Genomic DNA, 23,959 nt, shown 5'->3' with positions numbered 1-23,959 from the left:
GTGTTGTCGTTCTATGTCTGTTCGTGCTCGCCTTCCAACTCATCTGAGCTTGGCAAGCTCTTCCTTCACCTCTTGCGCGGTCAGGGGGTAGTAGCCGGAGTACAGGATGGGCTCCTGGCCCTGGCGACTGAGTACGTAGCGCAAGAATTCCTTGATCACCGCAGGCACTGGCTCGCCCGGGTTGCGTCGCAGGCGGATGTACATGTAGCGCGTCAGCGGGTAGCGGCCGCTCGATGCCGTCTCGTGTGTTCCGGCAACGGCCTGACTGCCAGCATCGCGTGCCACGGGCACTGTCTTGAGCCCGGGGCCGCCATCTTCGAAGCCGCCGAAGCCCATGGCTGCCGTGTCGGCCGCGATCGCTTTCGCGGTGTCGGCCACGGACGCCTCGTGCACGGTGCTGCTCCAGGCGCCGCCTTTGAGCGCCATGATCTGCATCGACATGGCATTCGGCGTGATGAGGGGTGGTACATCGAGGGTGATCGGGCGGTTGGCCCATTCACCCGTCAGGCCGAGCTGGCCCCAGCGCGTGATGGTGGGCGAGCTACCGAAGATGCCGGCCAGCTGCTGCATCGTGAGGCGCTCGATCGGGTTACTCGCATTCACGAAGACCGCCTGTGCAGTGGTGCGCTGTTGGGTATCGAACCCGCCCCGCGCGACCCGGATCTCGAACGGCATGTGCCCGGCATTCAGTTGCTTGAACGACGCCGTCTCGTCGGGCCAGAGTTCGCGGCCCATGGGGGCCAGATCGGTTTCGCCGGCCATCAGGGCATGGAAGCCGTTCAGCGTGCCGAGGTGCTCCCAGCGGTCACCTTTGCGGACGCCGGGCTGCAGCGCGTGAAAGTCATGCATCCACCGTTCCATCAGCGACTTCATGCCGTCGCTGCCGATGCTGCGGATTTCGCCTTTGACCGGCCCACCCGCAACGTAGCGGGGCAGCGCGGGGTCGAGCGTGGCGCGATAGCCGTCGAGCTTGGGCAGCTCCTGCGCGATCTGGTCGGCGGGCAGCGGTGCAAAGCCGGGCTGGCCTGCGGCGATTTGCTGCCCCTCGGGGCTCAACGCAAGGCCGACGAATTCCAGGACGGCCAGGGGCAGCGGGGAGTCCGGCCGTTTGTTGAATGCCAGGAAAACGGGCTTGCCGTTGTGCAGCGCCACGCGCACGAGCACCGGGGTCTTCATCATGTCACCGGCGAACTGGTGCGCATAGGGCGCGAGCTCGGCCGGCAGGGGCGGGCGCGTCATCGGCGCAACGTCTGCGAGTTCGAACATGAGTGCGCCGATGGCGGCGGCATCGCTGACATGCTGCCAACGCGGGCCGCGGGAGATGTCCGGCTGCCGCTGGTGCAATGCATGCAGCCATGCGTTCATCAACGGACCCATCTCGCTGCTGCCGACGCTGCTCACCGTCGTGGTGTCGGTCCGCTGTGTGGATACGGCGGCTGTCACGCTGGCCGTGCCGGCCAGCAGTGTTGCCGCCAGCAGTGGGCCGAGCGCGCTCCTGAACCTCGGCATCATGGGTCGATCTCCTCAAGCGCCGGTGTGGCTGCAATGCGGATCTGAAGTTCGTCGCGCAGTGCCACAGCGTGGGTTGTCAGGGCTTTCGCGTCCTGACCGCTGCCGTAGGCGTAGCCCACGTTCAGTGTGCCGATTGCGACGCCGCTGCGGTTGCGGATCGGCAGGTCTACGCCAAAGCGCTTGCCGTTCGAATACACGCCGGTGATCGGCGCGGTGGCGTCCAACACTTTCATGTCATCCGTGTCGGCCTTCTTGCCGTGGCGTCCGAAGGTGGAGCCCAGCAGGACCAGGTCGCCCTTCGGTTGAACCCGTGAACGCAAGGCCAGCACCGTCACTTCGGGGTGGCGTTGAAGCGCTTCTTCCACCAGGGTTTGCGCTCTGGATTTGGTGGTCACCAGCGGCGCGAAAGGGTAGGGGTCCATCAGGTTTGCGAGACTGAGGATGCGTCGCGACAGTGCGTCACGGATGATGCCGGCAATGCGCTCAAACTCAGCATGGTTGCCTCCGACCGGATAGCGCCACACCAGGCCGAGACTGCCAACCGTCTGACCGCCGACATCGTGCAACGGCAGCTCGATTTCGATGCGCTTGTTGCCCTGGTCCATTGCGACGTGTGCCTTGCCGGTGGCGATCACATCGAGGTCATCGGCATCGGCGGGTTTCCCGATGCGACCGATGTTCGAGGCAATGACGACGTTGTCAGCCGCGTTGGGCGGCGTCACGTGCATCACGACGGCCCGGAGATCGGGATGCTGCGCGACCGTGCGGTCAACGAGTTCCTGGGCGTAGCTTTTCACCGGTATCGACGCCGGAAACTGTGCTTGTGCTGCCGATACTGCAACGAGCGCCAGGGCAGCGATGGCGTATTTCGGGACCCTCGCGGCCGGGACCTTGGCTCTTGTTTTGTCGATCATCATGATGAGGTCTGTTGGTTGGACGCTGACCGGGAACGAGGAGGTAGGTCCACTGGTCTCCAGCGGACCCAACCAGACTCAGTGCGTGTCTTGCAGCGGTGCCGGACGCCATTTGGCCAGGCGCATTTCGACCAGCGTCATCAGGTATTCAGCCGCGAGCGCGACCACCATGATGATGACGATCGCCGCGTACATCCCGGCTGCATCGAACGAGCCCTTTGCGATGTTGATCAGCAGGCCGATGCCATACCGCGCGCCCACGAACTCGCCGACAATGGCACCTACGATGGCAAAGCCGAAGCTGACGTGCAGCGAAGCGAAGATCCAGCTCATGGCCGACGGAATCACAACCGAGCGCGTGAGTTGCCAGCCGCGGGCGCCCAGGATCTGCGCGTTGGCCAGCAGGTTGCGGTCGGCCTCACGCACGCCCTGGAAGGCGTTGGCAAACACCACGAAGAACACCATCACGAACGACAGCGCCACCTTGGAGGTCAGCCCCAGGCCAAAGATCATGATGAAGATGGGTGCCAGCACCACGCGGGGCACCGAGTTGATCACCTTGATGTAGACCGAGAACACATCGGACAGCATGCGATTGCGCCCCAGCGCGATGCCCGCGATGATGCCGGCCACCGCGCCCGTGATGAAGCCCAGCATCGACTCCTCCATGGTCACCCACAGGTGGTACCACAGCGGTCCATCGGACGTGCCTTCGGTCAGCCAGGTATAGAGGCGCGAGACGATCTCCGACGGCTTGGAGAAGAAGAACTCGTCGATCAGCTTCATGCGGACCAGCACTTCCCACCCGCCCAGAAAGACGATGAGAATGAAGTAACGCCAGAAGTAGACGGTCTGCTTGCGGCGCTTTGCGCTGCGCGCGGCTGCGGCTTCAATCTCTGCCGAGGATGGAACGGAGACGCCGACCGGTGGCTTGAGAGTGGCTTGATTGTTCATGCTGCAGCCTCCGCAACGCGGGCTTCCTCTTGTGAGGCACCGCGCTGCACTTCTTCGCGCAGGTCATTCCAGATGGTGCGCGAGATATCGATGAATTGTTCGTCGTAGCGGATTTCGCTGGCGATGCGCGGGCGCGGGATGTCGATCGTGTAGACCGACTTGACCGTGGCAGGTCCAGACGTCAGCACGTACACCTTGTCTGCCAAGGTGATGGCCTCTTCGAGGTCGTGGGTGACGAACACCACCGACGCCTTTGATTGTGACCACAGGCGCAGCAGCTCGTCGTGCATCAGCACGCGGGTCTGTACGTCGAGCGCGGAGAACGGCTCGTCCATCAACAGGATCTGCGGGCCGTTGATGAAGGTCTGCGCAAGCGAGACCCGCTTGCGCATGCCGCCCGAGAGCTGATGGGGGAACTTGGTCTCGTGCCCGGTCAGGTTCACGCGCGCCAGCCATTGGCGAGCGCTGGCATACGCTTCTTCTTTCGAGACTCCGCGAAACAGCGGCCCAGCGACGACGTTGTCGATCACGCTGCGCCAGGGGAACAGCGCGTCGGTCTGGAAGGCGAACCCGATGCGGCTGTCGATGCCGTCAATCGGGCCACCGAACAGGCGCACCTCGCCAGCGGAGGGCTTGGCCAGGCCGGTGATGAGGTTCAGCGTGGTGGACTTGCCGCAGCCGGTCGGGCCGACAACGGCAACGAACTCGCCGCGCTCGACGGTCATCGTGAAATCCCGGATGGCCGTCATTGACTTGCCGTCGGGCGTCAGAAAGCGACGGCTGACGTTGATCAGCTCGATGGCTGGCTTGGAGGTGGTCGTTGCCATTGCTGCACCCATGATCACTTCACCTTCGCGACGAACTCGGTCGTGTACGTCTTTGCGAGGTCGATCTTCTTGCCCTTCACGTTGGGCGAGAACGCGCTCAGCACCGACAGCACGGTTTCCGGCCCGCCCTTGGGCATCACGCCGTCTGCCGTGAACATCGCCTTGCCGCCTTCCAGCGCTTTGATATAGCCGTCCTTGTCACCCACGTAGAAATCCTTGGGCATCTTCTCGGCAATCTCTGCCGCGCTGTGCGTGTTGATGTAGCGCAGCGTTTTGACGAAGGCGTTGGTGAGCTTCTGCACGGTGGGCTTGTTCTTCTCGACCCAGTCCGTCGGCATGTAGAGCGAGGCTGCCGGATAGGTGCCGCCCAGCGCTTCCTTGGTTTTCTCGGCCGTGCGCAGGTCTACCAGGACGCGTGCTTCGCCGGTCTTGAGCAGGCGCGTGATCGTGGGCTCGGTCGTCATGCCGGCCTGGATCTTGTCTTGCTGCATGGCCATGATGAACGTCGTACCGGCGCCCACTGGCAGCGAGGTGAACTGCCCGATTGGCACACCGGCCTTGACCATCAGGTACTGCGTCAAGAAGTTGGTCGACGAACCCAGGCCCGTCACGCCCATCGTCTTGCCCTTGAGGTCGGCCATGCTCTTGACCTGGGGCTGCTTGCTCGACACGAGCTCGACCTCGCCCGGTGCATGGGCCAGCTGCACGACCGACTCGATGTACTTGCCCTTTGACTGCAGGTCGACGCAGTGGTCGTAGAAGCCCACCACGCCCTGCACGGCGCCGGCCAGCATCTCGTTCTCGGCATCCACGCCGGCGCCTTCGTTGAGCAGTTCGACGTTCAGGCCTTCTTCCTTGAAGTAGCCCAGGCCTTCGGCCAGCTTGGCGGGCAGATAGATGATCTTCTCGTAGCCACCAACCATCAGGGTGATCTTGTCGGCCGCCTGCGCGGCAGGGGCTGCGGCCATCATGCTGGCGATGGCGGAACACAGCAGGAGTTTGTCTCGGGTTTTCATCGTTATGCGTCCTTGGTAGCGAGGGATCACGTGGTAGTTGGTTCGTTCCAACCGTGTCCACACACTAGACAGCCAGCCTGTCTCGAACGTGAACTGATTCTGAAAGCGCGTTCAGGTCACACTGGATTTTGGGGTGGGTTTTCCCTAGACCTGCTGTGCCAACCATTTGCCGCCGGCGTAACCGCGGGGACGGCCCGGCCGCAAGAAGCGCGTCAGATGGCCTCGGGCGGGGTGCTGCACAGAAGCAGCCGTGATGGACCAGTGCAGTGGGATGCCGGAGACAGGGCGCCTCTCCCGTGAGGTCGGTAGATGCCCGTAGCAAAGCTTTGCGTCGAGTCGAGGATCTCGAGTCGACCAAATTCCCGCAGATGCCCTGCGGGCCGCATCACGCAGCGAGCGCGGCGGGAATCTCAATCACGACACGCAGCCCGCGGCCGACGTCGCGGCTGGTAGCCCAGATCTTTCCCTTGTGCATTGCGACAATGCTGCGGCAGATGGCCAGGCCCAAGCCGCTGCCGCGCTGATCCTGTCCGGGCGAGGGCAGGCGCACGAACCGTTCAAAAATGCGTTCGCATTCGTCGGGCGTCAGGCCGGGGCCTTCGTCCACCATGCTGATGCGCCAGGTGCCGGCCGCCAACGTCGAGTCGAGGTACACCACACCGCCCTGAGGGCACACTCTCAAGGCATTGGTCAGCAGATTGAGCAGGACCTGTCGGATGCGTGGCCCGTCGATGTTGACTTCCCCCTCGCCCCGGTGTGACCAGGCAAAGACTTTGCCGACGTGTTCGGCCAAGGCCGAGGCGTCCTGCGCGAATGCACTCAGAAGCGCGACTGGAGACTGTTCACGCAGCTCTATGAGTACGGCGCCGGCGTCTGCGCGTGAAAGGAACAGCAGCTCGTCGATGATCCGGTTCACGCGGCCGAGTTCTTCCAGGATGACGGCCACCGAATCCATCTGCTGCTGCGTCAAACCATCACTGACCAGCAGCCGCTCGGCGTGGAGCGCCACCAGCGACATAGGCGTCTTGAGTTCATGCGAAGCCTCCGCCGCGAAGCGCCGGATCTCGGCAAACGACATCTCAAGCCGGTCGAACATCTGATTCAGGAACGCAGACAACTGCGCGATCTCGTCCTTCACATCGCCAACCGGAATGCGTTGACTGAGATCGTCGGAGCGGATGCGGTTGGCGGTGGCCTGGATCACGCGCACGGGGTGGAGGATCAACCGGCTCAGACCGTAGCCCACCGCCACGCTGATTACCAGCGCCGTGCCAAGCAGCCCGAGGAAGACCAGTCGATACCCGGCCATCAGGTCCCTCACCGGCGCTAGCGGCGTTGCGACGATGACGTCGAACGGCGCGAGTTGAAACTCGCTCACCCGCACCTCGCCGATTGTGTCCATGCCGATCGAATACGCACGCTCCCCAGCAATGTCGGGAATCGATTGCCCGTGCAGGTTGCTCGACTTGAAGAAGCGGTTCGCCATCGAAGCGTGCATGTCGATATAGAACAGCGACGACGCCGATTCGGTGGCCTGGCGGATGCGATCGTCGATCTCTGGCGGCGTCAGCTTGGCGTAGTCCCTGCCGAGGGTGGCCTTGAGATGCTTGAACTGGGCCTCGTTGAGCTCGTCGAGCTGCTTGACGAGATAGCGGTCGAGCAGGAAATGGCCCGCGATGAAGAGGCAAGCCAGCGTTGCCGTAACGGTAATGGCATACCAAAGGGTGATGCGGCTGCCGATCGACTTCATGCGAGGTGCTCCAGTCTCATAGCGCGGCGAAGAGGGTTCGCGTTTGGTCGCGTGCGCGTTCACGTTGATGCTATTCGATCCGGCGCGAGCTTGGCTGAATGAATTTTAAGGATCACTACAGGAAGCGTACAGAGTCCCCCCCTAGACTCGGTTCACGCTTCCACGGATCGGATGCGACCAACGACATCTCAAGAACGGAGACACCCCATGAGCAAGTTTTTCAAGCTGGCGCTGGCAACGGCACTGACCGGCATGGCCGCTTTGAGCAGTGCGCCCTCCTGGGCGGACAAGAACTGGACGCCGCCTTCCCACAAGATCTACGGCCAGAAGCTGTCTGACGAGACGATGTCCAAGCACCCAGAACTGCTGAGCATCACGCTGCACGGCGTACCGCCGGGCCAGACTGATGTCTACACGATGTTTGCGGGCTCGTACCCTGAGCGTATCGGCAACGCGGACGATCCGGATGACATCGACGTGAGTAAGAAGGGCATCACCATTGTCGATCCGCGCTGGAACCGCACGAAGGACAACCCGAAGAAGTTCGTCGTGCTGATGCCCATGCGCGATGCCAAGGGCAACAACATCGGCCTGGTTGTCTACGCGTTTAAGAACCCGCCGGCCAACCCGAACACCAGCAGCCAGGAACTGGCGTTCCTGAAGAAGTCGAACGCGCTGCGGGACGCCCTGGCCAAGAAGATCCCGAGCTACGACGCCCTGTTCGAGCAGGCCAACTGAAGCGGCGCGCCGCATTTGCGAAGGGTGAAGACTCCCATGAAAGCGAACATTCGCACGGTCGCCACCGCCATGGCGCTCGCAGCATCGACGTTGTTGTCCAACGTTGCCATGGCGGGCGAGCCATTGCGCTTGCTCAGCCGTACCGATCTGCCCGGGTATGACGGTGATTTCGATCATTTTGGTGCGGACATCAAAGGCAACCGGCTGTTCCTGGCCGGCGAAGACGGCGGAACATTGGAGGTCTTCGACCTGCGCAGCGGCGCACACCTGAAGACCGTCAAAGGCATGGAGACGCCGCATGCCATCCATTACGAGCCGAAGACCAATCGGCTGTTTGTCAGCAACAGCGGCGCAAGCCTGAGCAAGGTGCTGGACGGCAAAAGTTATGCGGTGACCGGCACGATCAAGCTGACACCGGGTGCGGATGTGATGAGCTACGACCCCTCGTCACGCCGCCTGTGGTTTGTCACCGGCGGAAAGAACGCGCCCACCAAGATGACGAAGACGCTGGTGACGCAGGTTGATGTCGACTCGGGCAAGACGCTGGCCGAAACCACGTTTGACACCGACTTTACCGAGGGCATCGTGGCCGAGCAGGCCGGCTCGCGCGTCTTCGTCAATGTTGCCGGCAAGGGTGAGATTGCCGTGCTCGACAAGAAAACCGGACAGCCGCTGGCAACCTGGCAGATCAAGGAGGGGAAGGACAACTCGCAGATTGATCTCGACGAGAAGAACAAGCGCCTGTTCGTGATCACGCGCAAGCCGTTCAAGCTCGTGGTGATCAACACGGAGACCGGGCAGTCGGTAGCGAGCTTCGATGCGCCGGGCCGTACCAACGGCATGATGTTCGACGCGAAGAACCACCGTATCTACGCTGCCGGTGACGACTACGTTGCCGTGTTCCAGCAGCGCGATGCTGATCACTATGACGAGATCGCGCGCGTGCCGTCGGAGAAGGGCGCGAAGACGGCGTTCCTGGTGCCCGAGCTCCACCGGTTGTACGTGGCCGTTGGCGGTTCGACAGACACCAAGGCCGGATTGCTGCGGTACGACGTACTGCCCGGCAACGCGAAGTAGCGCGGGGTAGTGCCGGGCGTATCCCTGTGCGGCCTCCGTGGTCGCCGGGGAGGACTGCGCCCGCCGCATGCCTTTCTCGCACGTTCTTGAGCCTCCGCAATGCTGCGATGTCCTCACCGTCTGTTTGCGCAGATCGTCCTCCTGTCTCTGGGGGCGGCGTGTTCCTCGGCGCGCGCGGTCGATCTGGTCGAGTCCTGGCAGGCAGCGCGCGCGAACGATGCCGCGCTCATGGCATCGCAGGCAGCGCTGCGTGCCGCAGAAGAAAAGATCGCGCAGGGCGATGCGTTGACGGCCTCGCACGTTGACCTGACGGCCAACGCAGGGCAGGCCGGTCAGGACTATCGCCCGGGGTTGGCAACGTCGTCACACCCAGGCTCTTACACAAGCGGCCAGAGTTACGGCACGAGCGTTGTCTGGAGCAAGCCGCTGTACGACGCGAGTGCGAACTTTGCCCGGGAACGCCTTCACCGGGAAGCCGAACAGGCCCGGATTCAATATCAGCAGATCGAGCAGGATCTGATGCTGCGGGTCGCGCGCAGCTACTTCGACGTGCTGGTCGCGCGTGAGAACGTCGCGCTGGCAGACACCCAGGCGCAAGCCATCGGCGAGCAACTGGCGCTGGCCAGGCAGTCGTATGCGCTGGGCCTGAGCAGCGCCAGCGATACCGATGACGCGCAGGCCCGGCACGACGGCGTGGTAGCCGCACAGATTGCCAACCAGAACGACCTTACCAACAAGTCGGATGCGTTTGCCGTGCTGACCGGGGTGAACTCGCAGCAGCTGGCCCCCATCCTGTCGGGGTTTTCGGCGAGCGAGTTGCCGCCGGCAACGCTGGCGATCTGGCTCGACCAGACACGGCGCAGCAATCCTACCGTTCGTCAGCTTGAGTTGGGTGTCGAGATCGCGGAGCTTTCCAGCGACCAGTACAGCTGGCGCGGTGCGCCGGTCATCACGGCGGTTGCCAGCGTGGGGCGGCAATACGAGGCGGGCAGCATTTCGACGTCGGGTGGCCGTGATGCTGTCACGGCCGGCACGATCGGGCTGCGCCTGACGATCCCGCTCGTCGACGGCGGCACGCGGCAATCGTTGTTGCGCCAATCCATGGCGATCCAGGACCAGCAGCGCTACGCGCTGGAAGCCGGACTGCGCGAGGCGCAACGTGCCACGCGCCAGTTCTTTGCCAGCCTTCGAGATGGCGCCCAGCGCATTCGGGCGCTGGAGCGCGCCCGTGTGTCGGGCGAGTCATCGGTGCGATCGAGCAAGGTAGGGCAGGAGGTGGGCGTGCGCACCATTATCGACGTGCTCAACGCCGAGCAGAACTACTACCAGACGCTCTACAACCTCACGTCTGCCCGTTCCGACTACCTGTATGCGCGCCTGCAGCTGGCGGCTTCCGCCGGCGCACTGGATGACTCAGTCCTGGCGCAAGTCAATGCGGCACTCGGCTCGGCCAAATGAGCAACGAACCATGACGCTGAACAAGCCTTTCATGCTGCGTGGCGCGATCGCGCTTGGAGCCGCGGGGCTGGTGATCGCGTTGCTGCAGGTCACCCTCTTCGGCCGGCCATCCGAAGCTGCGAAATCGCCGGCCAAGCCAGTACCCCTGATCAGCGTTGTGCGGGCCGAGGCACGCGATCTGCCCGTCAAGCTGTCCGCGCACGGGCATGTGGTGCCGCTGAATCAGGTTGACGTGCGTCCCCAGGTGGGCGGCACGGTGCGCGGCATCCACTTTCGGGAGGGCGATGACGTCAAGGCGGGGCAACTGCTGTTCACGATCGACGCGAGCGACGTGACCGCGCAGCTCGAGCGCGCCCAAGCGAGTGCGGCGCAGATCGAGGCGCAGGTTGACGATGCCGAGCGCGACCTGGCCCGCATCCGGCAACTGGCGAAGTTGCACTACTACTCGACGAGTGCGGTCGACACCAGCGCCAGCAAGCTCGAATCATTGAAGGCGCAGTACAAGGCCGTCCAGGCAGAAGTGGCCAGTTCCCGTTTGCAGGTCGAGCGCACGCACATAGCTGCCCCCATGGCGGGCCTGACCGGCGCGCTTACCGTCCACCCCGGCAGCCTCGCGCAGACGACCGCCGCGGTGCCGCTCGTGACGGTGGTGCAGATCGACCCGATCGGTGTTGAGTTCTCGCTGCCGGAATCGCAACTGGCGCGGCTGCTGGATGCGCGCGCAGCTGGCACCGTCCGCATTGAATTGCAGACGCCCGATGGCAATCGGCAGCCCGGCTCGCTCGTCTTCGTCAACAACACCGTCAATACCGACACCGGCACGATCACGCTCAAGGCGTCGTTTCCGAATGCGCCGCGCTCGCTCTGGCCTGGCGCCTATGTGGACCTCGCCATCGACGCAGGCGTGAGTCACGGCGCCATCGTGCTGCCACCGCAGGCACTGCTTGAGGGGCCGCAGGGCCGCTTCGTCTACGTGCTCGATGCCGACAACAAAGCGCAGGTGCGGCAGGTGACGTTGCTTCGCCTGCAAGATCAGATGGCGGTGGTCGACGGCCTCAATGGCGGGGAGCGCGTGGTTGCCGAGGGGCAAGCGGGCCTCAAGCCCGGGGCTGCGGTTCGCATCGCGGCACGCACGGGCAAGGACGCGCGATGAAGCTATCCGAGGCCTGCCTGCAACGCCCCATTGCGACGATGCTGTTCTGGATCAGCGTGCTCGTCGCAGGCGTGGTCTGCTGGATGCAATTGCCCATCTCGGCCCTGCCGCAATACGACACGCCCACGCTGGAAGTCAGCGCCAAACTGCCCGGTGCGAGCCCGCAGAACATGGCCAGTTCGATTGCGACGCCGCTGGAAAAGCAGTTTTCGGCGATTCCCGGGCTGGTGATGACCACGTCATCGAGCATCCAGGGCGAAACCAAGATTCAGCTGGAGTTCGACGCCAGCCGCGACATCGACTCGGCGGCCGCCGACGTGCAGGCGGCGCTGTTCCGGTCCACGCGTTCCCTGCCCAGCGAGCTGCCGGCGCCGCCTTCGTACAAGAAGGTGAACCCGGCCGACATGCCGATCCTGCTCATCGGCCTGAGTTCTCCGGCGCTGTCGCTGTCAGACCTCAATGCCTACAGCGACAACGTGGTGGTGCCGGCGTTGTCCGCCATCAAAGGCGTGGCCCAAGTGCAGGTGACCGGCCAGAAGCGCTACGCCGTGCGCATCCAGGCCGATCCGGCGCGGCTGTCGGCGCTGGATCTGACGCTGGCGGAACTGGCGGCCGCGCTGAAGAACGCGAACTCCAACGCGCCCATTGGCCAGCTCGACAACCAGCGCCAGATGCTGACCGTGCAGATCAGCGGCAACCTGCGGCACGCGGCCGACTTCGCCCAGATTGTGGTCGCCAACCGCCAGGGCCGCGTGCTCCGTTTGAGCGACGTGGCCGACGTGCGTGACAGCATCGAGAACGTGCAGAACGTCAGCACGCTTGACGGCAAACCATCGATCCTGTTGTCGGTGCAGCGTCAACCCGATGCCAATACGGTGGCGGTGGTCGATGCCGTGCACACGCTGCTGCCGAAGCTGCAGGCCGCGCTGCCGGCGTCGGTCTCGATCGAGACACGCGGTGATCGCTCGATCTCGATTCGCGAGGCGATCCACGATGTCAACCTGACCATGCTGTTGACGATCGCGCTGGTTGTGATGGTGATGCTGCTGTTCCTGCGCCGGGTCGCGATCACGCTGGTTCCTGCGCTCAGCGTGCCGCTGTCGCTGTTCGGCACCTTCGGGCTGATGGCGGCGTGTGGCCTGAGCCTGGACAACATCTCGCTGCTGGGGCTGACCATTGCGGTCGGGCTGGTCGTGGACGACGCGATTGTCGTGCTCGAAGCGATCATCCGCCACATCGAAGAGGGCATGACGCCGCGCGAGGCTGCCGCAGCCGGCGTGAGGGAAGTGGGCTTCACGGTGATGTCGATCTCGATCTCGCTGGTGGCGGTGTTCATCCCGATCTTCTTCATGCCGGGCACGATCGGCCGGCTGTTTCACGAGTTCGCCATCGTCGTGTCACTGGCCATTCTGGTGTCGGCGGCGGTGGCGTTGACGTTGATCCCCCTGCTGGTGCCGCTGGTGATGCGCGTGCCGGTCGCGCATCGCGAAGCGGGGCGCTGGAGCCGTCTCTTCGAGGCCGGGTTCGAGCGCTGTGCTGCAGGGTATGCGCACGCGCTTGATGTAGCGCTGCGGCACCGCGCCATCGTGCTGATCATCGGCGCAGCCACCTTCGCGGTTACAGCCTGGCTTTACATTGGCGCGCCAAAGGGGTTCTTCCCCCGCGAGGACATTGGGCAGCTGATCGCGAACGTCGACGCGCCGGAAGACATGTCATTCGCGGGCCGGCTGGCGGTGATGGGGCAGATCGAGCGCGTCGTGCTCAACGATGCCAATGTGGCTGCCGTGGCGACCAAGGTGGACCACGACACGACGCAGCTCGTGATCGACCTGAAGGATCGCAGCCACCGGCCGCCGCTGGACGATGTGCTGGCGCAACTGCGCCGGTCCACGTCGTTCCTGCCCAGCATTCGTGTGTACTTCAGCCCAGTGCAGAACCTGCGTGTGGGTGGGCGCACGTCCAAGAGCACGTATCAGTACACGCTGCAATCGGTCGGCGCGGGCGAGCTTGATGTCTGGGCCGGAAAGCTGGTCGATGCGCTGCGCCATTCCGACGTGCTGGTCGGCGTGAACAGCGACTACCAGAAGAACGGTCTCGAAGCGCAGCTGCAGGTGGATCGGGAAAAGGCGGCACAGCTCGGGATCGACATGGCGACGCTGCGCAACACGCTGTATGGCGCGTTCGGCAGCCGTCAGGTCTCGACCATCTATGCGCCGGAAGACAGCTATCAGGTGATCCTGGAAGTCGTCGATGAGAAGCGGCGCGACGAGAACGACCTGCTGGCGATCGAGGTGCGCAGCGCGACCGTCAGGACCGTGCCGTTGAGCGCGTTCGCCACCGTCACGCGCGGAAAAGGTGTGATTGCCGTCAACCACCAGGCGCAGTTGCCTGCGGTGACGCTGTCATTCGAGCTGGCCCCCGGAAAATCGTTGTCGGACGCGGCCGCCGCCATCGCATCGGCGCAACAGACGCTGAAGATGCCGGCCACCGTCTTCGGTGCCTTTGGCGGCCAGGCGGCGCTGTTCCAGCAATCACAGACGACGCAGCTGTGGCTGATCGTGATTGCCGTTGCGGTCATCTACGTGATCCTGGGCATGCTGTACGAGAGCTGGGTGCATCCGGTCACGATCCTGCTCGGCATTCCGTCAGCGGCGCTCGGTGCGCTGCTTGCCCTGCGATGGTCCGGCATGGAGGTCAGCTTCATCGCCATGATCGGCATTCTGCTGTTGATCGGCATCGTGAAGAAGAACGCAATCATGATGATCGACTTCGCGATCGGGGCGCGCCGTGACGAAGGGCTTGGTGCGGAAGACGCCATCCGCAAGGCCTGCCTGCTGCGCTTCCGGCCGATCATGATGACCACGTTGTGCGCGTTGATGGGCGTGCTGCCCATCGCGCTGGGTATCGGTGCCGGCGCTGAGCTGCGCCAGCCGCTCGGCGTCTCGATCGTGGGCGGCCTGCTGCTCTCTCAACTGATCACGCTGTTCATCACTCCGGTGCTGTACCTCGGGTTCGATTCGCTTGGCGCGTCACGCGCGCGACCGAAGCCCATGTCCGCGATCTCCCCCCAATCCTGAGCGGACGCATGCATTTCCTTCCCAACCCATCAAGAGACGTTTATGCATAAGCCATTTTCGAGCAGCGTGAGGGTACGTTTGCGCTGCACAGCACGCTGGTTGGCACTCATCGCGAGTGCCGCAATCGCCGGGCCTGTACTGGCGCAAGGCGGGCCGCCCATGGTGACCGACGATCCCGAAACGCCCGGCGACGGCCATTGGGAGATCAACCTCGGCGCGATTGCAACCCGTACGCACGGCCGCCTGGAGGTGGCCGCACCCGATGCCGACATCAACTACGGCTGGGGCGACCACATCCAGCTCAAGGCCGACATTCCGTGGACCTTTGTCCGTGACGATGGTCAACGCTGGAAGTCGGGCCTGGGAACCGGCAACTTTGGCGTGAAATGGCGCTTCATTGATCAGGAGCAGGCGGGCTTCTCGGTGTCGACCTATCCGCAGTACAGTCGGAGCATGCTGGATTCATCCACGCGGCGTGGCATTGCGGGCGATGGGCACGAGTTCTTCCTGCCGCTTGAGGTGGCAACCGATGTCGGTGGCTTTGGGGTTTCGACCGAGGTTGGCCGCAACTTCGTTTCGGGCGGCGGCGACAGTCAATGGGTTGCCGGCATTGTGGCCGGACATGCTTGTGGCGAAGGGCGCGAATGCATTGCCGAGGTGCGCAGGACGCAGGCCCCCGGCGCACACCACACATTGCTGAACCTCGGCATGCACTGGAAGATCAACGACACCTACACGCTGCTGGGTGCAGTCGGCCGCGAGTTCGGAGCGCCCTCCGAAGACCGGCAGCAACTTCTGGTCTACGTGGGCCTGCAGATCACCCGATAACGTGGTCGATGCTGTGCGCGGAATCAGCGCGTGGTGAACAAGCGGAGCAGAGCGTGGATAAGCCGCTGATCGACGACCAGTTGTGGGCGTCGATCGAGTCGTTTCTCCCACCAGCGAAGCCACGGCGCTTCCGGCATCCGGGGCGCAAACCGCTTCCGGATCGGATTGTCCTGGCGGGAATCCTGTTTGTGCTCCGGACCGGTATCCGTTGGAACCAACTGCCAACAGAAATGGGTTGCGGATCGGGGGTCAGTTGCTGGCGCCGGCTGCGTGAGTGGCAGCGGGCTGGTGTGTGGGATCGACTGCACGAAGCGCTGCTAGCGCACGTGAGTATTGCTGAACGTATTGATTTTTCGCGGGTGGCTTGCGGCGCGTTCTCGGCGCGAGCTGTCAGATCGCTCTGAAACACGCGATTGCCGCTCCGACGTTACGTTGCGGAGTATAAGAATGTGCCCTCGGCGAAAGCGCGTGATTTCGCCGAGGGCTCCACGGAATCGACGCGGGCCTTGCTATGGCCCGATGGTCAAGTTCAGCCGAGCGAATTGAAGGTCTTGAGCAATGCAGCCATGGCTGCATTGCATTCGCTGGAATTCTGCGGGTCGGCCCGCAGTGCTGCCAATGCTCGGTCAATGGCTTTGTCCAGCATGTGCCAATCATCCGGGGCCCTGGGTTTCAGGCCGGCTTCCGCCGAGTCCCAGGCAACCTCGAGATCCTTAATGCGGGTCTTAGCCGCTGGCAAGTTTCCCTCATCCACAAGGTTGGCTACGTCGGCGGCGATGATTCGGAACGAGGTCAAATCCCCTAGCTTGGACACGGTGTGCGCTGCGGAGGTTGTGCCCACGCCCGCCGCGTTCGCGTCGGTTGACTTTGAGCATCCTGTACCAAGCAACACGAAAATCACGGTAGCCGCGACAGCGGCGGAGCAAGGGATTGAACACCGAAGATGGCGCATGAGTTTTCTCCTTGGAGTAGCGTGCGGGTTGGGTTATTCGGCGGCCTGAGCGCTTCTGAGACTGTTCGCGTTGATCTGAGCAGCGGCCACGAGCATGACAATCACGGCTAGGAACAGAGCACTGGTCCAGAGCGCTCCGATGCCGAGGCCGCCGTAGGTTTTTGCTTGCGTCAGCAAATCACCGAGCGCTGCACCGAAGGGGCGAGTCAGGACATAGGCGACCCAGAAAGTCAGCACAACGTTGCTCCCAAGACGCCACGCCACATAGGTGGTGGCAATCAATGCGCCGAACGCTATGGAGCCCCAGGCGAAGCCGAGCCCCAATGCTTCGGTTGCCAAGTCGCCGGCAGCGGTGCCGAGCGCGAAGGTGCAGAGGATCGCGCCCCAATAGAAGACCTCTCGCCTGCGCGTGACGATGTCTTGTATGGACAGCGTGTGCTCCATCCGATACCAAGCTGCAAAAATGGCGACAAGCAGGATGGCGAAGACCGAGGTGCTGAGATAGAGGCTGACGCCTAGACCGTCGGTCAGTAAATCCGTGATCTGGGTGCCGACCACGCTCACTAAGACAACAGATAACCAATACACCCACGGGGTGTAGCGCTTCGTGCGCAATTGCACGAGTAGGGCCACGGCCAGCAATGTCCCCATGACCAAACGAGTGACCCCTTGGCCCAGACCGGCGTTGACCGCGAGGAAGTCGGCGGTGGTCTCTCCGACGGTGGTGGACAGGATCTTGATCACCCAGAATGTGAGGGTGACCTCAGGAACCTTGCTGAGCCAATGCTTGGATTGGGACGTTTTGAGCGCATTCACGAGACATGTCTCCCGCTGGTTTGTATCCATTGGGGGCAGTCTGAGTGGCAAAACATAGCTGAGGCATAGGGCGTTTCTTGCCGCCCACATGGATCGTCGTTGCTTCAGGCATGTTGAATGCCGGCTATGCTGGCCGCCGACACATCTCCGGCGATCCGTGGGATCACGCATTGGTCGAGCCGCTCAGTGTTCTGTGGCTAGACGCTGTACTTGACCATTCTGAGCAGAACCCTTTCGCAGCATGGGCCGCTGTTCTGTTGATGAAAAAAGTCTGGCCAGCTAGGCACCATGCGGTTGGCCAGACTTTGTGTCCATCGTTTGTCTATCGATGAGTCCCTTTGGTACAGACTTTTTTCTGACCCAGTTGAAAAGGGGCTGAACCAAATCAACGCTTTACACGCGATTTTGGTACAGCCTTTTTTGTCTGTCGTTATCTGCACGCCGCAAGACGATTCCCGCTTGGCGACCAGAGCAATCATAAGCAGCGCAGCGACGGCGCGCCCCCAAGAAAAGCGGCAGGATGAACCCGCCGCTTCCCAGTCTTGCCGATGCGGAGTTAGGCAGTTTCGGCTTCTTCGAGGGCCTCGGCGAGAACTTCAAACGGGCTCGAAAGCACCCACTGCTGAGCCGGCGAGCTGTTGAAGGTATAGCCCCAAACCGGCTGACCATCCTTGATCCCCCGGTCTTTCACGTCGACCACCAAAGACGGATTGGCGAGGGACGTGATGTAACCCGGCCGTACAAAGAAGCTCCATCGCTGAGTGGGCGTGGGCGCACCGTTATAAGGCGACACGATCAGCGGTACCTCACTTGCTGCGCGTTGGCCCTGGAAGTCAAGGGCCAGCCACCCTTGGGAAGAGCGCAGCAGGACCGCGTTGTTATGCCACTCGATGTCCCAGATCGTAGTTTGGCCATCGCCGGTTTGCTTAAGCTCTACGGGGGAGAAAGCGATTTGATCTCTGACGCCAAGGAAAAAAGTGGTGTTGGCACGCAGCCGGATGACTCGCGCTTCATTAGCCATATTGCCTCCTGTGAGATTATGTTCCGCGCTGGGAACATGATTAGGAATAGGATTATGTCTACCGGCTGTCAAAATATAAATCTTTGCTGATATCGAATTTTTTACATTTTCAATATTCAATCAACAGATATAATGATTATTGTATTTGAATATTATATTTTTGATCTGCTGTGAATATTTATATAATCTGTTTTCTAGTAAGTCTGATATTCGCGATGCTAGCTTCAGTGACGTGAAAATCAGTCAACGCAGGGACGCGACTCCCCGGGCAAGCCGCGCTTGGCGCCTACTTGGCGCCCCGCTTGAGGTGTTGGTGGAAGTGTCGGTGCGGGAGCGTGTGCAATCGGTGGGTTACATGACGGCGCATGAAGTACGCCGCTGCAACTGGATGCGGCTACATCCGTTTCAAAATGGATCGGCGCCGGCAGTCGCAAGAGAAACTTAATGCAGTGTTCGGGGCAGGTTAATCACCGCAAGCAAAAAGTGGTGCAACTCAGCGATTGATGCTGACGGTGCTCCATCATGAACGGAGCACCGTCGATCGATGCAGGATTCAGCCCGCGCTTACGGCTCGTGGCGCAGATAGCCTTCCTTGCTCGGGTCGGGCATGAAGTACGTCACGATGAACGACACGGCGCACAGCGCAGTCACGTACCAGTAGAACGTCGATTCGCTGCCGGCCTGCTTGAACCACAGCGCCACATACTCGGCCGAGCCGCCGAACACCGCGTTGGCAATCGCATACGACAGGCCCACGCCCATCGCGCGGACTTCCGGCGGGAACATCTCGGCTTTGATCAAACCGCTGATCGACGTATAGAAGCTGACGATGGCCAATGCCACCGTAATCAGGCCGAATGCGGCGACCGGACTCGACACCGTGGCCAGCGCGTTCATCAGCGGCACCGTGCCGATGACCGACAGCGCCCCGAACAGCAGCATGGAATTGCGGCGGCCGATGCGGTCAGACAGCGCGCCAAACGCCGGCTGCAGCATCATGTACACGAACAGCGCCACCGTCATGACGTTGGAGGCGGTTTTCTTGTCCATGTGTGCCGTGTTGACGAGGTACTTCTGCATGTACGTCGTGAACGTGTAGAAGATCAGCGAGCCGCCGGCGGTAAAGCCGATCACGCGCAGGAACGCGCCTTTATGTTTCCACGCGCCGCGAATCGTGCCCGCGTCCTCGGCCTTGCGCGACGCGGTGGTCTGCGTTTCGTGCAGTGACTTGCGCAGGTATAGCGCAATCAGCGCCGTGAGCGCACCCACCACAAACGGAATGCGCCAGCCCCAGGCTTCCATTTCAGCGGTGCTCAGAAACTGCTGCAGGATGACCAGTACGAGCACCGCGCCCAACTGACCGCCGATGAGCGTCACGTATTGGAATGAGGCAAAAAAGCCGCGCCGCCCGGCCAGCGCCACTTCACTCATGTAGGTGGCGCTGGTGCCGTATTCACCGCCCACCGACAGGCCCTGGAACAGGCGCGCCACCAGCAGCAGGAACGGAGCGAGCGCACCGATCTGTGCGTAGGTGGGCAAGACCGCGATCAGCAACGAGCCGCCGCACATCATCAGCACCGAGATCATCATCGCGGTGCGCCGGCCGTGCCTGTCGGCAATGCGGCCGAACAGCCAACCGCCAATCGGTCGCATCAGGAAGCCTGCTGCAAACACGCCGGCCGTGTTCAGCAACTGCGTTGTCGGATCCCCTTTGGGGAAGAACGCCGGCGCGAAGTACAGCGAGCAGAACGCGTAGACGTAGAAGTCGAACCACTCGACCAGGTTGCCCGACGATGCGCCGACGATCGCGAGGATGCGGCGTCGGGTGTCATGTGGGTCGACGGCTTGCTGGTTGGCTGTGATTTCCATGGGAGCGTCTCGGGTGGATGTTCTTGTGGAGCGGCGCTAAGCCGGACCTCGGAATTGTAGCGACAAGTGACGGATTGTCGCGCCCCGGAATTGCCCCGATGGGGACATGGCACGTTGCCGGAAGTGCGCAAAACAGGGCACTTCCGGCGGTTTGGGGTGACGCAGAAACGGGTACGCTCATTGCTGGCGACGTATTGGTTTTGCCCGCTTCACTCCGTTCAGCGCGCCCCTTGCCGCGCGTTGAACACCACCCGCAACACCAGCGCCACGAGCGACGCCACCGCACAGAACGTCATCAACCCCGACCAGCGCGCGCTGGTCCACGCCAGGCTGGCACCGTACGCACCCACCGACATGCCAATGAACAGCATTGTCATGAACACCGCGTTGATGCGGCTGCGCGCTTCTGGCGCAAGCGCATAGATGATGGTCTGGTGCGAGACCAGTGCCGCCTGCACACCCACGTCAAAGACGAGCGTGCCGATCACGATGGCGATGAGCGAGTGTGGAAACAGCGTCATCGCAGCAAACGTCACCGCCATCAGCAATGCACCGCCCACGACGATGTGGCCCGGTGCCACGCGGCCGGACAGACGCCCGGCAATGCTCGCACCCAGCGCACCCGCCGCGCCCGCCAGCCCCAGCAGACCCGCCTGGCCCGTCGACAGCCCGAGCGAGCTTGTCAGATGCAGCGCGACGGTCGACCAGAAGCCCGAAAACGCAATGCCGATGAACGCCTGTGTGAGCGCCGACGCCCGCAGCCGCGGATGCTGCATGAACAGCGTGCCCAGCGAGCGCAGCAGCGTGAGGTACGGCTGTCGCGTAGCGGGTGCTACGCCAAAGTGGGACGCACGCACGGCAATCGCCAGCCCGACGATCGCCACCGCAGACACGCCAAACGCTGCGCGCCAGCCGAAGTGGTCCGCCACGATGCCGCTGAACACGCGTGAGCTGACGATGCCGATCAGCAGCCCCGTCATCACCGTACCGATGTTGCGGTTGCGGTTCAGGTCTGTGCTGATGGCGGCGGCGCTGGGCACGAAGTCCTGCGCAATGGTGGCCGACAGTCCGATCACAAAGCCCGAGGCCGCCAGCAGCGGCAGGTTGGGCGCCAGGCAGCTGCCGATGAGCGCCAGCGTGAGCAGCACCGCTTTCCACAGGATGACGAGGCGGCGGTCGTAGCGGTCGCCCAGTGGGCCAAAGAAGAAGATGCCGCTGGCATAGCCGGCTGCCGTGAGCGTGGGCAACACGCCCAGCGCGTGCGGCGCGATGGCCAGGTCGTGGCTGATGAGACCGAGCAGCGGGTGGTTCAGGTAGATACACGCCACGCTGATGCCAGCACCGGCCGTGAGCAGGCGGATCAGCCCTTTTTGATCGCTCACATGGCTCGAGGCGGTGGTTGTGGAGGGCGTTGCGGGTGTAGCGGGTGTGGGTGAGGCAGGCGAGGCCGACATGGGAACCTCATGGAGAAGATTGCTGCGTCGCAGCGAAGCGGCGATCCTAGCAACTTTCCTTTGAGGTTGCTGACGGCGGAATAACCCCGCTGTCGGTGATGTCGACCCTGCGCGGTCAGGCGCGCTCGCTGGCCGGTGCGGGCGATGGTGGCGAGGCTTCTTCCACGTCCTCGCTGTGACCGCCCTGCACGTCGTGGCCGGCGTTGTCGATCCACAGGCGGGCGCGGTCTTCGCCTACGCGGGAGAGCTCCATGCGGTATTCGTAGCGGTCGGGCCGGTACAGGCCCTGCAGCAGTTGCACCGGGCGACCGCTCATCTCGCGCACGATGCGCTGTACTGAGAGCAGTGGCGCACCGACGGCCACGTCCAGGTACTGTGCCGTCGCCACATCCGCCAGCCGCGCCGAAACCACCTGCGACGCGCGATCAATCCGCACGCCAGAGGCTTCGATCAACCGCAGCAGCGATTGGTTCGCCAGCCGCTCAAGCGTGAGCTTGCTGGTCACGTCCAGCGGCAGCCATGTGGTGATGAGCGCCATGGGCGTGTCTTCCAGATGGCGCACGCGCACGAGCTTCTTGATCGGTGTGCCGGGGGCCACGTCCAGGCATTTGGCCTCGTCGGGTGGGGCCAGCACGTCTTCAAATTCGACGACGACGGCGGAGGTGCGCTCGCCCACGTCGATGATGTTCTGCAGCAGCGTCTGCCCGCCGCCCATCATCAGCGGATCATCGGGCTTGACCACGAAGGTGCCCATGCCGCGGTGGCGACGCACCAGACCTTCCTTGACCAGGTAATCGAACACACGCCGCATCGTGACGCGCGACGCGCCAAACTGACGGGCGAGTTCGATCTCGCCCGGCATCGGCCCATCCCCGAATTTGCCTTCGAGAATCTGCTGACGCAGGACAACGTAGATCTGGTGGTAGAGCGGTACCACGGCATCGGGCATGGCGGTCGTGGGTCCGTGCGTGTGCGGCGAGGTGGAGATCGGAAAGAGTGGTCGTCAGGAGAGAGAACGACCAAGCGCGGGATGACTTTAGAAAAAGACGGCAAAAAGCAGGGCGTACGCCCGTCCATCCGCGACGATAGGGGGTTTTGGCTACCGTGTAAAGTTGTGTGTTACCCGCTTGTTACCTGTCAGCCGCTGGCTTATCGGCGTCATCCGCTGGCGGATTATTGCCATGGCTGTAACGCGGGTTCGGCTCGCGCATCGAGTTCTTGGGCGTCACCGGTTCGCCCAGCGCGTTGACCAGCGCCACGTGGATCGGCGTGCCGCTTTCGCGGTCGCGCAGCAGCATCGGGCCTTCGCCGTCGGGGGTGAGGTAGCGGTCGCCCCATTGCATGAGCGCCACGATGGCGGGCAGCAGATCGACGCCCGCACGCGTCAGCCGGTACGCATCGCGCACGCGGTCGCCCGGCTCCTGGTATGGCACGCGACGCAGGATGCCGTAGGCCACCAGTGCCTTGAGCCGCGACGACAGGATCGCCGTCGAGCACCCCGTGCGGCGCAGGAACTCATCAAACCGCGTCACGCCCGAGAACGCCTCGCGCAGCACGAGCAGCGTCCATTTCTCGCCGACGATCGACACCGCCGCCGCGATCGAACAGGGCTCTTCCATCGACGTCACCAACTCGGACGCCGCAGGGACGGGGAAGGGTTCCGGGATTCTCATACCAAAATCATAGTCAATTCTGACTTTACTTGCAAAAGTCAGGGTTTCTGCTAATCTAGGTTCAAATTGAAAAGTCAGGCGGTGATCCCGCGCTGGCCACCACAAAAACGATCCATCGCGTGAGGAGATCCCCATGCTGTACACCATCCACCGTTACCCTGCCGAATGGATCGACCGCTGGACCATGCACGACGGCTCCATCGCCACCGTGCGCCCGATTCTGCCGCAAGACGCCCCGCTGGAGGCCGCCCTGGTCGAGGGGTTGTCGTCCGAGTCGCGCTATGCGCGCTTTCTGGTGGGCGGCGGGCGATTGTCCGACGACATGCTCGCCGCCTACACGCAGATCGACTATGTGAACCACATGGCGCTGGTTGTGAGCGTGGCCCGCGCGGATGGCACGGGCGAAGACCTGATCGCTGACGGCCGCTTCGTCATTGAAGACGGTCGGGCCGAGTTCGCCATGCTGGTGGCCGATGCCTGGCAGGGCAAGGGTGTGGGTCGGCGCCTGTTTGCCACGCTGGTGCGCGCGGCGCGTGTTTCGGGCGCCCGTGAAGTCTTCGGTGAAGTGCTTTCCATTAACCGCCGCATGATCGGCTTGGCGCGCGATGCGGGCTTCCGCGTCGCCAACGTGCCGGGTGATGCCACCGTATGCACCGTGCGCCTGCCGCTGGCGCAGGTTGAGGCCGCCATCACGCCGTTCGTGTTCGCCTGACCGTTCCCGCTTCGCGCATCTGCACCCCATGCAGGTGCGCTTACCGAGTGTCTCTTTCGCCGCCGTTGTGCGGCTTCTTTTTTGCCTGATTCATCGACAATATTGTTGCTCAGTGCAAAAAAACATCGCTTTTGTGGATGAATGGATGCGCATAGACT

Annotated in this window: 20 protein-coding genes and 1 pseudogene; 8 read left to right on the top strand and 13 right to left on the bottom strand. The window is 62.9% G+C overall.

The features are described from left to right. Window positions 1-39: 39 nt before the first annotated feature. From PI87_RS12815 to PI87_RS12790, 6 genes are all read right to left on the bottom strand, one after another. Window positions 40-1,512: a substrate-binding domain-containing protein gene (locus PI87_RS12815; protein WP_232313987.1), complete on the bottom strand. Its 1,473-nt coding sequence runs from the start codon at window positions 1,510-1,512 to the stop codon at window positions 40-42. Next, a complete protein-coding gene (locus PI87_RS12810) occupies window positions 1,509-2,429 on the bottom strand; it encodes a hypothetical protein (protein WP_039598069.1) in 921 nt (306 codons plus the stop codon). The genes PI87_RS12815 and PI87_RS12810 overlap by 4 nt, the downstream gene beginning before the upstream one ends. Window positions 2,430-2,504: 75 nt before the next feature. Next, window positions 2,505-3,380: an ABC transporter permease gene (locus PI87_RS12805; protein WP_039598068.1), complete on the bottom strand. Its 876-nt coding sequence runs from the start codon at window positions 3,378-3,380 to the stop codon at window positions 2,505-2,507. Then, a complete protein-coding gene (locus PI87_RS12800; RefSeq protein ID WP_198139553.1) occupies window positions 3,377-4,219 on the bottom strand; it encodes an ABC transporter ATP-binding protein in 843 nt (280 codons plus the stop codon). The genes PI87_RS12805 and PI87_RS12800 overlap by 4 nt, the downstream gene beginning before the upstream one ends. Window positions 4,220-4,221: 2 nt before the next feature. Continuing rightward, window positions 4,222-5,223 carry an ABC transporter substrate-binding protein gene (locus tag PI87_RS12795; RefSeq protein ID WP_039598067.1) on the bottom strand — a complete coding sequence of 334 codons (1,002 nt, stop codon included), beginning with the start codon at window positions 5,221-5,223 and terminating at the stop codon, window positions 4,222-4,224. Between the two features lie 385 nt (window positions 5,224-5,608). Next, window positions 5,609-6,973, bottom strand: a complete 1,365-nt coding sequence (locus PI87_RS12790) for a HAMP domain-containing sensor histidine kinase (RefSeq protein WP_039598066.1) — start codon at window positions 6,971-6,973, stop codon at window positions 5,609-5,611. 207 nt (window positions 6,974-7,180) lie between these two features. Here PI87_RS12790 and PI87_RS12785 point away from each other — a divergent pair, with 207 nt between their 5' ends. The 7 genes and pseudogenes from PI87_RS12785 to PI87_RS29425 form a co-directional block, all read left to right on the top strand. Continuing rightward, window positions 7,181-7,711, top strand: coding sequence for a hypothetical protein (locus PI87_RS12785; RefSeq protein ID WP_039598065.1), 531 nt, complete (start codon window positions 7,181-7,183; stop codon window positions 7,709-7,711). Between the two features lie 36 nt (window positions 7,712-7,747). Beyond that, window positions 7,748-8,788 (top strand): hypothetical protein, encoded by a 1,041-nt coding sequence (locus PI87_RS12780; RefSeq protein WP_039598064.1) that lies wholly within the window; start codon window positions 7,748-7,750, stop codon window positions 8,786-8,788. A 99-nt stretch (window positions 8,789-8,887) separates the two neighbouring features. After that, on the top strand, window positions 8,888-10,246 hold the full coding sequence (locus tag PI87_RS12775; RefSeq protein ID WP_039598063.1) for a TolC family outer membrane protein: 1,359 nt from the start codon (window positions 8,888-8,890) through the stop codon (window positions 10,244-10,246). 10 nt (window positions 10,247-10,256) lie between these two features. Beyond that, complete coding sequence (locus PI87_RS12770; RefSeq protein ID WP_039598062.1) at window positions 10,257-11,399, top strand: efflux RND transporter periplasmic adaptor subunit; 1,143 nt, start codon at window positions 10,257-10,259, stop codon at window positions 11,397-11,399. Next, complete coding sequence (locus PI87_RS12765) at window positions 11,396-14,476, top strand: efflux RND transporter permease subunit (protein ID WP_039598061.1); 3,081 nt, start codon at window positions 11,396-11,398, stop codon at window positions 14,474-14,476. Before PI87_RS12770 ends, PI87_RS12765 begins: the two co-directional genes overlap by 4 nt. A gap of 159 nt (window positions 14,477-14,635) precedes the next feature. Then, window positions 14,636-15,304 carry a hypothetical protein gene (locus PI87_RS29430; protein ID WP_039598060.1) on the top strand — a complete coding sequence of 223 codons (669 nt, stop codon included), beginning with the start codon at window positions 14,636-14,638 and terminating at the stop codon, window positions 15,302-15,304. A gap of 53 nt (window positions 15,305-15,357) precedes the next feature. Next, window positions 15,358-15,696 (top strand): annotated as a pseudogene (locus tag PI87_RS29425) (transposase); the annotation flags it as partial. A 137-nt stretch (window positions 15,697-15,833) separates the two neighbouring features. On the opposite strand, the gene PI87_RS12755 reads toward PI87_RS29425, so the two are convergent. From PI87_RS12755 to PI87_RS12725, 7 genes are all read right to left on the bottom strand, one after another. Then, entirely contained in the window at window positions 15,834-16,256 is a 423-nt protein-coding gene (locus PI87_RS12755; protein WP_039598059.1) for a hypothetical protein, read from the bottom strand. Window positions 16,257-16,289: 33 nt separating this feature from the next. Continuing rightward, window positions 16,290-17,072 (bottom strand): COG4705 family protein, encoded by a 783-nt coding sequence (locus tag PI87_RS12750; protein WP_039598166.1) that lies wholly within the window; start codon window positions 17,070-17,072, stop codon window positions 16,290-16,292. A gap of 556 nt (window positions 17,073-17,628) precedes the next feature. Beyond that, window positions 17,629-18,093 (bottom strand): RICIN domain-containing protein, encoded by a 465-nt coding sequence (locus PI87_RS12745; protein ID WP_052321512.1) that lies wholly within the window; start codon window positions 18,091-18,093, stop codon window positions 17,629-17,631. 564 nt (window positions 18,094-18,657) lie between these two features. Further along, a complete protein-coding gene (locus PI87_RS12740; protein ID WP_039598058.1) occupies window positions 18,658-19,962 on the bottom strand; it encodes an MFS family transporter in 1,305 nt (434 codons plus the stop codon). A gap of 218 nt (window positions 19,963-20,180) precedes the next feature. Further along, window positions 20,181-21,416 (bottom strand): MFS transporter, encoded by a 1,236-nt coding sequence (locus tag PI87_RS12735; RefSeq protein WP_039598057.1) that lies wholly within the window; start codon window positions 21,414-21,416, stop codon window positions 20,181-20,183. Between the two features lie 115 nt (window positions 21,417-21,531). Then, complete coding sequence (locus tag PI87_RS12730; protein ID WP_039598056.1) at window positions 21,532-22,365, bottom strand: GntR family transcriptional regulator; 834 nt, start codon at window positions 22,363-22,365, stop codon at window positions 21,532-21,534. 181 nt (window positions 22,366-22,546) lie between these two features. Next, the gene (locus tag PI87_RS12725) at window positions 22,547-23,089 is read right to left on the bottom strand and encodes a winged helix-turn-helix transcriptional regulator (protein WP_039598055.1); all 543 of its coding nucleotides are present in this window, start codon (window positions 23,087-23,089) and stop codon (window positions 22,547-22,549) included. 133 nt (window positions 23,090-23,222) lie between these two features. Here PI87_RS12725 and PI87_RS12720 point away from each other — a divergent pair, with 133 nt between their 5' ends. Then, window positions 23,223-23,801, top strand: a complete 579-nt coding sequence (locus PI87_RS12720) for a GNAT family N-acetyltransferase (RefSeq protein ID WP_039598054.1) — start codon at window positions 23,223-23,225, stop codon at window positions 23,799-23,801. Window positions 23,802-23,959: the final 158 nt, after the last annotated feature.

Origin of the sequence: Ralstonia sp. A12 (genome assembly GCF_000801955.1) — a bacterium.
Classification (GTDB): domain Bacteria; phylum Pseudomonadota; class Gammaproteobacteria; order Burkholderiales; family Burkholderiaceae; genus Ralstonia.
Note: the sequence above shows the minus strand (reverse complement) of the source record. Positions and strands in the feature narration are given on the sequence as shown.